Below are 14,188 nucleotides of genomic sequence, written 5' to 3'. Positions count from 1 at the left end.
GCGCCGCAGGGCCGATCAGATCGCCATCAGCTCGTCTTCCTTGGCCTTGACCACGCTGTCGACGTCCTTGACGAACCTGTCGGTCAGTTTCTGGATCTCGTCTTCGGTGCGGCGTTCCTCGTCCTCGGTGATCGAGCGCGACTTGAGCAGCTCCTTCACCGCCTGCATCGCATCGCGGCGCACGTTGCGGATCGCGACCTTGGCGTTCTCGCCTTCGCCGTGCACGTGCTTGCTCATTTCCTTGCGGCGTTCCTCGGTGAGCGCGGGCAGGTTGATGCGGATCACCTGGCCGGCGGTGTTCGGCGTCAGGCCCAGGTCCGAGCCGTAGATGGCCTTCTCGACCGCCGCCACCATCGTTTTCTCCCACGGCGTGATCGTGAGCGTGCGGGCATCGGCGACCGACACCGTGGCGACCTGCGACAGCGGCGTCTCGTTGCCGTAATAGTTGACGCGCAGATTGTCGACCAGGCCCGTCGATGCACGGCCGGTGCGGAGCTTGCTCAACTCGTGGCGCAGCGAGTCGATGCTCTTGGACATGCGGGTCTGGGCGTCTTGTTTGATCTCGTTGAGCATGTGCGGCCCTGCGGTCTGCAATGGAATCGACCGATTATAGGGGAGGGCCCCGCCCGTGTCCTCGCGCGCGCGGCTCAGCCGCCGGCGCGGCACGCGTGCTGCGGCGCATCACGATCGCCGCCGCGTTCGACCTGCAGCGTGGCGTGCGCGATGCCGAAGCGCTCGCGCAGGCGGGTGCCGAGCGTGGCGACGAAGGCATCGTCGATGTCGGCATCGGGCCGGACCAGATGCGCCGTGAGTGCGATCTCGCGGCTGCCGAGCGCCCAGATGTGCACGTGATGCACGGCCGCGACGCCGTCCTGCTGCGCCAGGAACGCCGCCACGGCGTCACGCTCGACGCCGCGCGGCACCGCGTCGAGCGCAAGATCCAGGCTCTCGCGCAACAGGCCCCAGCTCGTGATCGCGATGACGATCCCGACGCCGAGCGCCAGTGCCGGATCGAGCCAGCGCCAGCCGAGCCACCACATGCCCACGCCGCCGAACACCACGGCCAGCGACACGGCGGCGTCGGCCATCAGATGCAGGTAGGCGCCGCGCTGGTTGATGTCGTGCGCATGCCCGCCGCGGAAGAGCAGGGCACTGCCGAGGTTGATCGCGATGCCGACGGCCGCCACCACGATCACCGGAATCGCCGCCACCTCGGGTGGCTGCGCGAGCCGCCGCAGCGCTTCCCAGCCCAGCGCGCCGGACGCCGCGACCAGCAACAGACCGTTCGCGAGCGGGGCAAGCACGGTGGCGCGGCGGTAACCGTAGGTGCGGCGCGCGCTGGCCGGGCGCAACGCCAGCCACGCGGCAGCACCGGCGAGGACCAGACCGAGCACATCGCCGAGGTTGTGCAGCGCGTCCGACAGCAGCGCGAGCGACCCGGTCAGCAGGCCCCAGACCGCTTCGAACAACGTGAACCCGAGATTGAGCGCGATGCCGACCACATAGGCGCGGGTGCCGGCGGGCGGCGCGTGCCGGTGGCCGGCGTGCGCCCCGGCCACTGTGTCGGTGTGGGGATGGTTGTGATGGTGGGGCATGCGAAAAATCCTCGCATGCGGTGCGGGCGGACACTATTGCGGGCGGCGGTTTCGGGAGACGGTTCGAATGTTTTGGGTGCGGGATACGTCGAGGGCAGACCCCCTTCCGCCTGCCGGCACCTTCCCCCGCTGCGCGGGAGAAGGACTCCTTCGCCGAAGGTCGGAGCAACAGGAACAACCCTGTTCCGCATCATCGACATCGACTTCGATACGACGACGGCACCCACATCCTCCGCATCGCCATCGAAGCGTCTCTTCTCCCGCGCAGCGGGGGAAGGTGCCGGCAGGCGGAAGGGGGCATGCCCCCGAACATTTCTACTCACGCAAGCGCAGACTCACCCCCGCCCGTGCACCAGTGTGCCGATCTGCTTGCCCTGCAGGATGCGCATCAGATCGCCCGGTCGCGTGATGTCGTAGATGCGCAGCGGCATGTTGTAGTCGCGGCACAGCGCGATCGCGGCCGTGTCCATCACCTGCAGGTCGCGGTTGATCACGTCGTCGTACGTGAGCTTTTCGTAGCGGCGTGCGTCCTTCTTCTTTTTCGGATCGGCGTCGTACACCCCGTCGACCTTGGTCGCCTTGAGCAGCAGGTCGGCGCCGATCTCCACCGCGCGCAGCGCCGCGGCCGAATCGGTGGTGAAGAACGGATTGCCGGTGCCGGCCGCGAAGATGGCGATGCGGCCCTTTTCAAGATGCCGGATGGCGCGACGGCGGATGTAGTCCTCGCACACCTCGTTGATCTTGATCGCGCTCATCACGCGCACGCGCGCGCCGAGTTTTTCCAGCGCGTCCTGCATCGCGAGCGCGTTCATCACCGTGGCCAGCATGCCCATGTGGTCGCCGGTCACCCGGTCCATGCCGCTCGACGCGAGCCCGGCGCCGCGGAAGATGTTGCCGCCGCCGATGACAAGACCGATTTCCACCTTCGCCTGCTGCACTTCGATGATTTCGGCGGCGAGGCGCTCGATCACCTGCTTGTCGATGCCGTAGTCCTCCGCTCCCATCAAGGCCTCGCCGCTGAGCTTGAGCAGGATGCGGCGGTACTTCACGGGCGGGACGGTCATCGGTGCGGCTCCGGGCGGACAAAACGGCGGAAGTGTAGCCCGTCCGGCCGGGGCGGGCGCGGATTTTCGTGCGGGGCGTCGCGGAATCGGGGCTCGAACCGGACCTGCGTCGCAGTCCTGATGTGCCGACCCGACGCGCCCGGAGGCGAATGCTACATTCGTTCACACTCTGTTCCGATCCGCGTCCGTATGTCCCGCGCGCTCGCCCCCCTCGCCGTCTTCCTGCTCGCGAAGCTGCTGTTTTTCGGGGCGCTGTACGTGTGGTGGAGCGACACGCGCGAGGCGCGCGCACTGGCCGCCGAAGTGCGTGCCGAAGGCGAACACCTGGGCGCGCTGGTGGCCACGCACCGCGATCCGGTGGTGCAGACCAGCCGCGCCCGCCTGCAGGGCCTGCTGGCGCAGGGCCGCAGCGCCGAGAGCGACGCGTGGGACTGGCTCGAACCCGTGCTGCTGCTGGCAAGCGTGGTGCTGTTCACCGCGGTGCTGGCGCTGGCGTGGGTGCAGCTGCAGCGTGCGCGCCGCGTGGGACGGCGCGCCGACGAGGCGATGCGATCGCTGCAGTCGCTGCTGTCCGCGGCGCCGTTCGCCTTCATGGCGTGGAACTCGCGGCGCGGGATGATCTTGTGGAGCGATGCGGCCGAACGCATGTTCGGCCTGGCCCGGGCCGACGTGCTGGGCCGGCCGCTGCCGCAGGCGCTCGAACGCCTGCGCGCGCTGGAGGAATGCACCCGGTCGGACCAGCACGACGGCGCCACGCCAGCGGGCGTGGCGATGGACCTGCAGGACATCGGCGGCGCATCGCTGCATGCGCATGTGTCGATCAGCCGCCTGCCGACCTCGGGCGACGGCAGCGACACCGTCGCAGCCGTGATCGAGGACGTGACTCCGCGCCGCCTGCAGGAGGCGCGGCGGCTCGACGCGGTGCGCGCGCAGCGCGACGCGCTGGTGCGCGAGGTGCACCACCGCATCAAGAACCACCTGCAGGGTGTCGCCGGCCTGCTGCGTCAGCATCTGGCCGGCAAGCCGCTGCTGCAGCCGCTGCTCGAAGTGGCCACGGCGCAGGTGCTCACCATCGCCGCGGTGCACGGGCTGCAGGGCGAGGTCGGCGGCGGCGAGCTCAATCTGCGAATGCTGCTGGCGCGGATCGCCAGCTCGATTTCCGGAATCATGCACGCACCGATCGAGATGGTCGATCAGTGCAACGCGCTAGGGGATCTGACCGTCACGGAAGAAGAGGCCGTGCCGGTGGCGATGGTGCTCAACGAGGTGCTGATGAATGCGGTCAAGCACCGCGCGCCGATCGACGGCGACGCCACCGTCCGCATCGCGGCCTCGCGCAACGGCGACGACGCGCTGATCGCGGTGAGCAATCCCGGGTTCCTGCCGCCGCGCTTCAATCTCGCGCTCGGCGTGCATGTGGGCACCGGCCTGGGGCTGGTGAAGTCGCTGCTGCCGCAGCGCGGCGCGGGTCTGGACATCGTCGAGGACGGACACCGCGTGATCGCGCGCCTGCAACTGTCCACGCCGCATGTGCTCTCGCCGCCGGTCGCCATCGAACAGGAGTCGCCCGCATGACCCGCGCCCGCAAACTGCTGGTGGTCGACGACGATCGCCTGATCCTCGCCACCACCTCCGCCGGCCTGCGCAGTGCCGGCTACGACGTGGTGGAGGCGCGTTCGGTCGACGACGCGTTGGCCGTGCTGGACCAGTTCGATCCGGACCTCGCCCTGCTCGACATCCGGATGGGCAAGGTCGGCGGCTTCGACCTCGCGCGCCGCCTGCGCAGCGGCGGCCAGACACCCTTCATGTTCGTCAGCGCCTACGGCGACGACGCGACGGTGAACGAGGCCACGCAGCTGGGCGCCGTCGGATTCCTGGTCAAGCCCATCGACATCGCGCAGCTGGTGCCCGGCATCGAGGCGGCGCTGGCGCGCGCCGCGGACCTGGCGCGGCTGCGTTCCACCGGCCGGCAGCTGGAACAGGCGCTCGACCAGGACCGCGGCGTCAGCATCGCCATCGGCATCCTGATGGAGCGGCATCGGCTCACGCGCGACGAGGCCTTCGCCCGCCTGCGCGACACCGCCCGCGCGCAGCGCCGCAAGATGAGCGACATGGCGCAGACCGTGGTCGGCGCGGCGGACTCGCTCGCCGCCTCGGCGTTCGTGCGCACCGACGCATGACTCCGGGGAATGGACGGATGAAGCGTGCGACTGCGCGTCGCGGTCGTGTGACATGCGCCACAGATTGCGTCGGACGCGCTTGCGGGCATCCGGCCGACGCGAGACAGTGGAATCGCCGGCACCGCCCCGAAACCGCGACGCCGGCATCGCGACACCGCGTCACGGCCCGTCCGGACGCCGCTGCCGAGCCAACGCAGCAACCGACCTTCCTCGGCCACGCCCTTGCCGATCGTGTCATTCGCATTCGGGGATGCGTGTGTCGATCATGGGCAACCAGCAGTCGTTCGATGGCCGTGTCGTGGATCGTCCGCCCGTGCTGCACGGCGCGGCCGACGAGCGGCCCGCGCCGGCCGAGGCCATGCCGCCGCTGCGTCTCGCGCTGCACGGCCTGACCGACGACGAAATCTCCATACTCGATGCGATCCTGCGTGTACTCGGCGAGCGCACCGCGCGGCGCTGGGTGCTCGCGGACGGTCGGGACGGCGATCTGCTGCTGACCACGCGCGATGCGCCGCCGGGACGGCACGGAGCGCCCTTGACCGCGCTGCTGCTGCGCGACGACGAACGTCCCGCGGTGCCCGACGAACTGGTACTGCAGGCCCCGCTGCGCGTGATGGCGGTGCTCGACCTGCTCAACGCCGCGCACGACCGATTGCGCCAGCCCGCGGCGCCAACGCCCGGCGGCGAGCAGGCGCGGATCGAGGTCGACGACGGCAGGTCGCTCGCCGCCGCGCTCTCCCGGCTGGTCGAACGACGCCCCGAGCAGGCGCTGCGCGTGCGCATCGTCGGCCACGGCACGCTGTACCTGTGCCTGAAGGCGCGGATCTACCACTGCGATTTTCCGCGCGAACGGTTCGTCGACGCGCTCAACGAACACCGTTTCGTGGTGACGATGATCCCCTCGAGCGCCGCCGAACTGGTGGTTCGTCTCGACAGCGCTCGGGCGCTCGACGAGGCGCTGTGGCAGATCGGCCTGATCACCGCGGCCGACGGCGTGTCGCATGCGGGCCGGGCGTACCGCCTGACGCGCTGGCCGGATTTCGCGCGCCTGCCGCACCGCCCGGAGTTCCTCAGGCTCTGCGCGGCGATGTCGCGCACGCATCGCTCGGTCGATGCGCTCGTCGCGCTCGGCGGTCTGCAGCGCGGCGAGGTGGAGCATCTGCTGCACGCGTGCGCGCTGTGCGGCTATCTCGACGTGGCGCCGCAGGCGGCCGAGCTTGCGTCACCGCATCCGGCTTCCGCGCCGGCGTCGCGTGCGGGGCTGTTCGATCGCCTGCGCAAGCGCTTCGGACTCTAGGAGCGGACATGCCCGTCGAACACGTCATCCTCGTCGCCGGCCCCATGGGCGTGGGCAAGACCACCGCGATCGGTGCGCTCAGCGAGATTCCGGTAGTCCGCACCGAGGCGACGAACACCGATCTGGCGCGCAATGCCAAGGCAACGACCACCGTCGCGCTCGACTACGGCGAGATCACGCTCGACGGCGGCGACAAGGTGCGCCTGTACGGCGTGCCGGGCCAGGAACGGTTCGAATTCATGTGGCGCATCCTGCAGAAGCGCGCGCTCGGCATGATGCTGCTCGTCGACGACTCCGCGGCAAGTCCGCACGACGACCTGGCGCATTTTCTCGATGTGTTCGCCGACCTGTGCAGGCGCGATGCCGTGGTGATCGGCGTCACCCGTGGCGGTGCGCGCGGCGTCGCGGGTGTCGAGGCCTACCACGGCGTGCTGCGCCGGCGCGGCCAGATGCTGCCGCTGTTCGAGGTGGACGCGCGCGACGCCGGCCAGATGATGCTGTTGCTGTCGACCCTGGTCGCGATGGCCGATGCGCCGCCGCTGCCGGGCGCGGCGGTCGGGCGCGGGAGGCCAGCATGAACGTCTCCGCGACGCTGGCGCCGCGATCCGATCTCGCCTCGGTCTGCCGCGAGCAGCTCGACGCGATGGTGCGCGAGACCGCCGGCATCGAATCGGCCGCGGTCGTGACCGGCGACGGCTTCGAGCTTGCCGCCGTGCTGCGGCATGGCGTCTCGGGCAACAAGCTCGCGGCGATGACGAGTTCGCTGCTCGCGCTGAGCGAGGCCGTGGTCGAGGAACTGAACATGCGCGGCTGCCGCAACGTGATCGTCGAAGGCGAGGCCGGCACCGTGGTGATGATCCGCGTTCCCGCCGCAGGCAACGATCTGCTCATGAGCGTGCTGTGCCGGGAAAACGCCGTGCTCGGCAGCGTGCTCTACGCCGCCCGCGCCTGCGCCGTCCGGCTCGGCACCCTGCTGGCGCCGCCGGGCTGACACCGTTTCGATCCGGCCGCGGGGCTGCACCCCTCCGCGGTCGCAATACAGGGTGCGCACACCGGAGTACTGCAATGGCCAACGTGAATCAGACCCTCGAAGACATCATGAACATCGACGGCGCGCTCGCCGCCGCCGTGGTGGACGCGAACAGCGGCATGGTGCTGGGCAAGATCGGCGCCGGCGTCGACCTGGACATCGCCGGTGCCGGCAACACGGAAGTGGTGCGGGCCAAGCTCAAGACGATGAAGGCGCTCGGCCTGAAGGACAACATCGAGGACATGCTCATCACGCTCGGCAAGCAGTACCACATCATCCGTCCCATGACGGAAAAGCCGGGCGTGTTCATCTATCTCGTGCTCGACAAGGCCAAGTCCAGCCTCGCGCTGGCACGCATGAAGACCGCGGACCTGGAAGGCCAGCTCGCGCTCTGAGCGGTGCGGCCGGCCGGGCCGGCGGCAGGTGGGCATCGACGCCGTGCGATGTCCGCCGGCATCGCCGACGCGGGCGATGGCAGCTTTGCACGGCGTCTTGCGTATCGGGGGAGGGGTTGGGATGGGGGCGCCGGTCCAGGCGCGGCGGTCTTGATGCGTGACGGTGCGCTGCGGTCCCTGTTCCCGCGGCGTGGCGTCCAATCGATGCCTGCCTCGCAGGCGACCCCCATCTCAACCCGTCCCCCGATGCCCATCGGTTCCGGCGGCGTCAGCCGGAGCCGGCGCCTGCGCGGCGCAGGTTCGCATCGACGTAGGCACCGTGCGTGGGCCGCGGCAGGTAACGGCCGCGGCCGCGTTCGGCGCGCAGGTCGCCGTCCACCCACGCAAGATGCCCGCGCGTGAACGTGTGCGTGGCGATGCCGGTCACGCTGCGGCCCTCGAAGATGTTGAAGTCGACGTTCTGGTGGTGTGTCTTCGCCGAGATCGTGCGCGAGCCGTTCGGATCCCACACCACGAGGTCGGCGTCGGCGCCGACGCGCACCGCGGCCTTTTTCGGATACAGGTTGAAGATCTGCGCGGCGTTGGTCGACGTGATGCGCACGAACTCGCTCGGCGTGAGTTTTCCGCTGCCGACACCGTAATGCCAAAGCGCCGACATGCGATCCTCGACACCGGCGGTGCCGTTCGGGATCTTCGTGAAGTCGTCCTTGCCCGCGGCTTTCTGCGGCGCGCAGAAGGCGCAGTGATCGGTCGCCGTCGTGTGCAGGTGGCCGGCCTGCAGGCCGTGCCACAACGCGTCCTGGTGCTCCTTCGGCCGGAACGGCGGGCTCATCACATGCCCGGCGGCAAACGCGAAATCCGGGTTGCGGTACACCGAGTCGTCGATCAGCAGGTGCCCGGCCAGCACTTCGCCGAACACGCGCTGGCCTTCGCCGCGCGCCCGCGCGATGGCCTCCAGCGACTGCCGCGCCGAGTTGTGCACAATGTACAGCGGCGTGCCGAGCACTTCCGCAATCCGGATCGCGCGGTTCGCCGCTTCGCCCTCGACTGCGGGCGGTCGCGAGAGCGGATGCGCGTCGGGCCCGGTCATGCCGCGCGCGAGCAGGGCCTTCTGCAGGCGGTAGACGAGTTCGCCGTTTTCCGCGTGCACGGTCGGGATGGCGCCCAGTTCGATGCATCGCGTGAAGCTGTTCACCAGCACTTCGTCGTCGCACATGATGGCGTTCTTGTACGCCATGAAGTGCTTGAAACTCTGCACGCCGTGCTCGTTGGCGAGCACGCCCATGTCGCGGTGCACGCTCTCGTCCCACCACGTGACGGCCACGTGGAAGGCGTAATCGGACGCGGCTTTTTCGGCCCAGCCGCGCCAATCGCGCCACGCCTCCATCAGCGGCTGCTGCGGGTTCGGGATCACGAAATCGATGATGCTGGTGGTGCCGCCGGCGAGTCCGGCCGCGGTGCCGGTGTAGAAGTCGTCGCTCGCCACCGTGCCCATGAAGGGCAGCTGCATGTGGGTGTGCGGATCGATGCCTCCGGGCATCACGAGGCGATCGCCCGCGTCGACGATCCGCGTGCCGGCCGGAACGTCCAGATCGGTGCCGATGGCGGCGATGGTGTTGCCCACGATCAGCACGTCGGCGCGGTAGCTGTGCTCCGCGTCGACGACGGTGCCGCCGCGGATCAGGGTGGAGGATGCTGGGGACTGGGTCATCGATCCGGCTCGTCGAAAAGGTGGCGGGCCGCATTGCGCCCGTGTGTTATCGCGTTTTCCTGAAGCCCAACCGCGGCGACGTGGTGGCGAGCCACGAGGAAACACACGTCATGATGCCATCGCTCGGGGGCGGTGACCGAAGCGGACTTCGTGCAATGGCTGCGCACGCGCACCGTGGTGCAGGAGCCGCGCGGATGCTCCGGCAAACGCCGAGCCGCGCCTACTTCTTGCGGCCGAACACCAGCAGCGCCAGGCCCACCACACCCGACACCGCGCCGCCGACGATGTAACCCATCGTGCCGTCGCTGTAGCGCCCGGTCACGCCTTCGACGATCTTTTCGCCGACGGAATCGGTGGACTGCAGGCCGAAGTACAACAGCACCGCGCCGAGAATGATCAGGGTGATGCCGAGAATGCGTGCGATGCTCATGCGAAAGATCCTGCAGTGGGTTCGGGTGCGCACACTGTACGCGATCGGGACTCAGGCGCGCGCGGGCGTCCGCGGGATCGACGCGCGCATCCACACGAGGTAGATCAGGCCGGAGATGCCGAGCCCGACGAACCACGCGTAGGTGTAGATCGTCTTGAAAATGTCGGGCACCCCGGCAAATGATGCTGGAAACGCCGCATGCAGGAACCCGGGCAGGTTCGGCAGCACGCCCAGCACCAGCGCCACGATCGCCGCCGGATTCCAGCCGCCGCGGTAGCTGTACACGCCGTGTTCCTCGAACAGCTGCGCGGTGTCCAGCCGCGCGCGGCGCAGCAGCCAGTAGTCGACCAGCATGATGCCGGCCACCGGGCCGAGCAGGGCGGAGTAACCGATCAGCCACGTGAAGATGTAGCCCTCGGTGCTGGCGAGGATCTTCCACGGCATCGCCACCACCGCGATCAGCGCCGTGATCATGCCGCCGAGGCGGTAGCTGATGCGCTTCGGCGAAAGGCTCGCGAAATCGTAGGCCGGGCCGACCAGGTTCGCCGCGAGGTTGCAGCACATCGTGTCCAGCGTCAGCACCAGCAGCGCGAGGCCGACGCCGATGCCGGTGAAGCGGCTGGAGAGGTCGACCGGATCCCAGATCGCCTTGCCGTAGATCACGACGGTGGCCGAGGTGACGATCACCGAGATCAGCGCCAGCGCACCCATCGGCACCGGCAGGCCGATGGCCTGGCCGACGATCTGGTCCTTCTGCGAACGCGCGAAGCGCGTGAAATCCGGGATGTTCAGCGCGAGCGTGGCCCAGAACCCGACCATCGCCGTCAGCGACGGCCAGAACACGGCCCAGAACAGCCCGGCCTTCGCACCGCCGGGCTCGAACTGCGACGGCATCGACATCATCTGCCCGAAGCCACCGGCATTCGACAGCGCCCACCACACCAGGAACAGCAGCATCACGATCTTCACCGGCGCCGAGATCGTCTCCAGCCACCGGATCGATTCCGTGCCATGCAGCACGAAGTACAACTGCAGCAGCCAGAACGCGAGGAAACAGGCCAGCTGGCCCGCGTTGATGCCGAGCCAACCGATCGGATCGCCGGCCAGCGCGTTCCCGGTCATGATGTTGAGCAGCGTGTAGATCGCGAGCCCGCCGAACCACGTCTGGATGCCGTACCAGCCGCAGGCCACGATCGCGCGCAGCAGCGCCGGCAGCTTCGCTCCCTGCGTGCCGAAGCTCGACCGCACCAGCACCGCATAGGGAATGCCGTACTTCGCACCGGCGTGGCCGATCAGCAGCATCGGCACCAGCACGATGGCGTTGCCGAGCAGCACCGTGGTGACGGCCTGCCAAGGCGACATGCCCTGTTCGATGAGCCCAGACGCGAGCAGGTAAGACGGGATGCACATCACCATGCCGATCCACAGCGCGGCGAAGTGATACCAGGTCCAGGTGCGCTGTGCGGCGGTGGTGGGGGCGAGGTCGGCGTTGTAGAGCGCGCCCTGGCTCACGTGGGTCGATGCTGCGTCGGTGTGTGCCATGCGGATCCCCATCCGGAAGCGTGGTGCAATGTCAGGTGCGGGCTCCGCACGGTGTGAGCCATCGCGTCAGTCGCTCTATGGCCTGCGCATGGTCCAGCGTGCGTCCGTCCGACAGCGCCATTTCACCACGAGCGATGCCTTCGCTGATCAGGTTGGAGCGTGTTCGTTTCTGGCGTCCATTGCCATTGGATTGTGTTTGGCGCGCGTGTAGCAGGTGTGGCGGCTCATTGCAGCGATTGGACATGAGATGTCAGACCGGTTCCGGCTTCTTTGCCATCGGATTGTTCGGATGCGTGGTCCAGTTGCGGTACTCGCCGGTGTCCACGCGCTCCATCGTGATGCAGTCGTCGATCGGGCACACATGCATGCAGAGGTTGCAGCCGACGCACTCCTCGTCGACCACTTCGAAGAAGCGCAGGCCGTTTTTCTCTATCGTGATGGCTTGGTGCGAGGTGTCCTCGCATGCGATGTGGCACAGGCCGCATTTGACGCACTTGTCTTGGTCGATGCGGGCCTTGATGTCGTAGGCCATGTTGAGGAATTGCCAGTCGGTGACGTTCGGCACGGCGCGGCCGACGACGTCCTCGAGGCGTGCGTAGCCCTTCGCGTCCATCCAGTTGTTGAGGCCGTCGATCATGTCGTCGACGATGCGGAAGCCGTAATGCATCGCCGCCGTGCACACCTGCACGCTGCCGGCGCCGAGCGCCATGAATTCCGCCGCGTCCTGCCACGTGCCGATGCCGCCGATGCCGGAGATGGGTTTCAGCCGCGTTTCCGGATCGCGCGCGATTTCCGACACCATGTTCAGCGCGATCGGTTTCACCGCCGGGCCGCAGTAGCCGCCGTGCGTGCCCTTGCCGTCGACCGTGGGCGTGGGCGCCATCAGGTCGAGGTCGACGCTGGTGATGGAATTGATCGTGTTGATCAGCGACACCGCATCGGCGCCGCCGCGGAAGGCCGCGCGCGCCGAGGTGCGGATGTCGGTGATGTTGGGTGTGAGCTTGACGATGCACGGCAGCTTCGAGTGTTGCTTCACCCAGCGCGCGACCATCTCGACGTACTCGGGCACCTGACCCACGGCCGAACCCATGCCGCGCTCGCTCATGCCGTGCGGGCAGCCGAAGTTGAGTTCGACGGCGTCGGCGCCGGTGTCCTCCACCTGCGGCAGGATCCATTTCCACGAGTCCTCGTCGCACGGCACCATCAGCGAGACGATCATCGCGCGGTCCGGCCAGTCGCGTTTCACCTGGCGGATCTCGGCAAGATTCACCGCAAGCGGGCGATCGGTGATCAGCTCGATGTTGTTGAGGCCGGCGATGCGCTGGCCATTGATCCGAATCGCGCCGTAGCGCGACGACACGTTCACCACCGGCGGGTCCATGCCGAGCGTCTTCCACACCACGCCGCCCCAGCCGGCCTCGAAGGCGCGGTTGACGTTGTAGGCCTTGTCGGTGGGCGGTGCGCTCGCGAGCCAGAACGGGTTCGGCGAACGGATGCCGACGAAGTTGCAGGAAAGGTCTGCCATGGTCTGGTCCTCAGGCGGCTTTCAGCGCGCGCTGCAGCAGCGCGCGATCGATGGCGGCGGCGGCGCGCTGGCCGTCTTCGACGGCTTGCACGGTGAGGTCGACCTTGCCGCCGACGCAGTCGCCTCCGGCGTACACGCCCTGCAAGGATGTTTCGAAGTCGGCGTTGACGGCGATGCGGCCGTTGCGGATGTCGAGCAGGTCGGTGCCGCCGTCCTGCAGCGCGGACGGCACCAGCACCTGGCCGATGGCCTTGAGCACGGTGTCGGCGTCGAGCGTGAAGTGGTCGCCGCTGCCGAGCAGCCGGCCGGCGTCGTCGAGCAACGTGTGCTCAAAGCGGATGCCTGCGAGCTGGCCGTCCTGTGCGACAAAGCTCCGCGGCGCCGCCCAGTACACGACGTTCACGCCTTCGTCCTTCGCGAAAGCCTGCTCGTGCGTGGTGGCGCTCATCGATTCCGGGCCGCGACGATAGACGAGCGTCACCGATTCGGCGCCGAGGCGCTTGCTCTGGATCGCCGCATCGATCGCGGTGTTGCCGCCGCCGATCACGACGACGCGACGGCCGATCGGCAGTGTTGCGAGGTCGGCGCACTGGCGCAGCTCTTCGATGAAATCGACGGCGTTGCGCACGCCGGGCAGGTCCTCGCCGTCGAGGCCGAGGGCGTTGACGCCGGCAAGTCCGAGGCCGAGGAACACCGCATCGTGGTCGCGGCGCAGGTCGGGCAGATGCAGGTTGCGGCCGAGTTCGGCGCCGCCCTGGAACGTGATGCCACCGATCGACAGCAGCCAGTCGATCTCGCGCTGCGCGAAGCCCGGCACCTTGTACGCGGCGATGCCGTATTCGTTGAGGCCGCCGGGTTTGTCCTTGGCGTCGAACAGCGTCACTCGGTGGCCGGCGCGCGCGAGGCGATGCGCACAGGCGAGGCCGGCCGGGCCCGCACCGACCACGGCGACGTGTTTGCCGGAGTCCGGTGCACGCGAGAACAGCGGGGCGTTGGCGTCGTAGACCCAGTCGGTGGCGTAGCGCTGCAGCGCGCCGATCTGCACAGGTGCGTCGTCCGGCGTGTTCCGCACGCAGCTGCCTTCGCAAAGGATTTCCGTGGGACAGACGCGGGCGCAGGCGCCGCCGAGGATGTTGGCGCCGAGGATGTCGGCCGCCGCGCCCTTGAGGTTGTCGGTGGTGATGCGTTTGATGAAGCTCGGGATGTCGATGCCGGTGGGGCAGGCCTGGATGCACGGGGCGTCGTAGCAGTAGAAGCAGCGCTGCGCGGCGATCAGGGCGCCGCGGCGGTCGAGCGGTGGCGCGACATCGCTGAAGTTGCGCGCGAGGGTGTCGGCGTCGAGGCGGGCGGGGGCGATGTCGCCGAGATCCTTGCGGGGCATGCGGGGTCCTGGGGGTTGCCTGGGATGGTCGTTTGAAG

The 14,188-nt window shown here is 68.6% G+C and carries 14 protein-coding genes; 6 read left to right on the top strand and 8 right to left on the bottom strand.

The window, feature by feature from the left end; genetic code table 11:
• Window positions 1–15: 15 nt before the first annotated feature.
• The 3 genes from frr to pyrH form a co-directional block, all read right to left on the bottom strand.
• Entirely contained in the window at window positions 16–573 is a 558-nt protein-coding gene (gene frr, locus HNQ52_RS02190; RefSeq protein WP_183959352.1) for a ribosome recycling factor, read from the bottom strand.
• A gap of 74 nt (window positions 574–647) precedes the next feature.
• Window positions 648–1,595: a cation diffusion facilitator family transporter gene (locus HNQ52_RS02185; protein ID WP_183959350.1), complete on the bottom strand. Its 948-nt coding sequence runs from the start codon at window positions 1,593–1,595 to the stop codon at window positions 648–650.
• Window positions 1,596–1,930: 335 nt separating this feature from the next.
• Window positions 1,931–2,659 carry a UMP kinase gene (pyrH, locus tag HNQ52_RS02180; RefSeq protein WP_183959348.1) on the bottom strand — a complete coding sequence of 243 codons (729 nt, stop codon included), beginning with the start codon at window positions 2,657–2,659 and terminating at the stop codon, window positions 1,931–1,933.
• Window positions 2,660–2,848: 189 nt separating this feature from the next.
• Here pyrH and HNQ52_RS02175 point away from each other — a divergent pair, with 189 nt between their 5' ends.
• From HNQ52_RS02175 to HNQ52_RS02150, 6 genes are all read left to right on the top strand, one after another.
• The gene (locus tag HNQ52_RS02175) at window positions 2,849–4,234 is read left to right on the top strand and encodes a sensor histidine kinase (RefSeq protein WP_183959346.1); all 1,386 of its coding nucleotides are present in this window, start codon (window positions 2,849–2,851) and stop codon (window positions 4,232–4,234) included.
• A complete protein-coding gene (locus tag HNQ52_RS02170; protein WP_183959344.1) occupies window positions 4,231–4,839 on the top strand; it encodes an ANTAR domain-containing response regulator in 609 nt (202 codons plus the stop codon). The genes HNQ52_RS02175 and HNQ52_RS02170 overlap by 4 nt, the downstream gene beginning before the upstream one ends.
• 250 nt (window positions 4,840–5,089) lie before the next feature.
• Window positions 5,090–6,136 carry a hypothetical protein gene (locus HNQ52_RS02165; RefSeq protein WP_183959342.1) on the top strand — a complete coding sequence of 349 codons (1,047 nt, stop codon included), beginning with the start codon at window positions 5,090–5,092 and terminating at the stop codon, window positions 6,134–6,136.
• 8 nt (window positions 6,137–6,144) lie between these two features.
• Window positions 6,145–6,714, top strand: a complete 570-nt coding sequence (locus HNQ52_RS02160) for a GTP-binding protein (protein ID WP_183959340.1) — start codon at window positions 6,145–6,147, stop codon at window positions 6,712–6,714.
• Window positions 6,711–7,127 carry a roadblock/LC7 domain-containing protein gene (locus HNQ52_RS02155; protein ID WP_183959338.1) on the top strand — a complete coding sequence of 139 codons (417 nt, stop codon included), beginning with the start codon at window positions 6,711–6,713 and terminating at the stop codon, window positions 7,125–7,127. Before HNQ52_RS02160 ends, HNQ52_RS02155 begins: the two co-directional genes overlap by 4 nt.
• Window positions 7,128–7,201: 74 nt before the next feature.
• The gene (locus HNQ52_RS02150) at window positions 7,202–7,561 is read left to right on the top strand and encodes a hypothetical protein (RefSeq protein WP_183959336.1); all 360 of its coding nucleotides are present in this window, start codon (window positions 7,202–7,204) and stop codon (window positions 7,559–7,561) included.
• A gap of 268 nt (window positions 7,562–7,829) precedes the next feature.
• Here the strand turns inward: HNQ52_RS02150 and hydA are convergent, their stop codons facing one another.
• From hydA to HNQ52_RS02125, 5 genes are all read right to left on the bottom strand, one after another.
• A complete protein-coding gene (gene hydA, locus HNQ52_RS02145) occupies window positions 7,830–9,272 on the bottom strand; it encodes a dihydropyrimidinase (RefSeq protein ID WP_183959334.1) in 1,443 nt (480 codons plus the stop codon).
• A gap of 220 nt (window positions 9,273–9,492) precedes the next feature.
• Window positions 9,493–9,702: a DUF3185 family protein gene (locus tag HNQ52_RS02140; protein ID WP_183959332.1), complete on the bottom strand. Its 210-nt coding sequence runs from the start codon at window positions 9,700–9,702 to the stop codon at window positions 9,493–9,495.
• 51 nt (window positions 9,703–9,753) lie between these two features.
• Window positions 9,754–11,244: an NCS1 family nucleobase:cation symporter-1 gene (locus tag HNQ52_RS02135; RefSeq protein WP_221281881.1), complete on the bottom strand. Its 1,491-nt coding sequence runs from the start codon at window positions 11,242–11,244 to the stop codon at window positions 9,754–9,756.
• Between the two features lie 250 nt (window positions 11,245–11,494).
• Entirely contained in the window at window positions 11,495–12,769 is a 1,275-nt protein-coding gene (gene preA, locus HNQ52_RS02130; protein WP_183959328.1) for an NAD-dependent dihydropyrimidine dehydrogenase subunit PreA, read from the bottom strand.
• A 10-nt stretch (window positions 12,770–12,779) separates the two neighbouring features.
• Window positions 12,780–14,150, bottom strand: a complete 1,371-nt coding sequence (locus HNQ52_RS02125; RefSeq protein WP_183959326.1) for an NAD(P)-dependent oxidoreductase — start codon at window positions 14,148–14,150, stop codon at window positions 12,780–12,782.
• Between the last annotated feature and the right edge of the window lie 38 nt (window positions 14,151–14,188).

Source organism: Chiayiivirga flava (assembly GCF_014202825.1).
Lineage (GTDB): Bacteria > Pseudomonadota > Gammaproteobacteria > Xanthomonadales > Xanthomonadaceae > Chiayiivirga > Chiayiivirga flava.
This window is presented reverse-complemented; position numbering and strand designations above follow the sequence as displayed.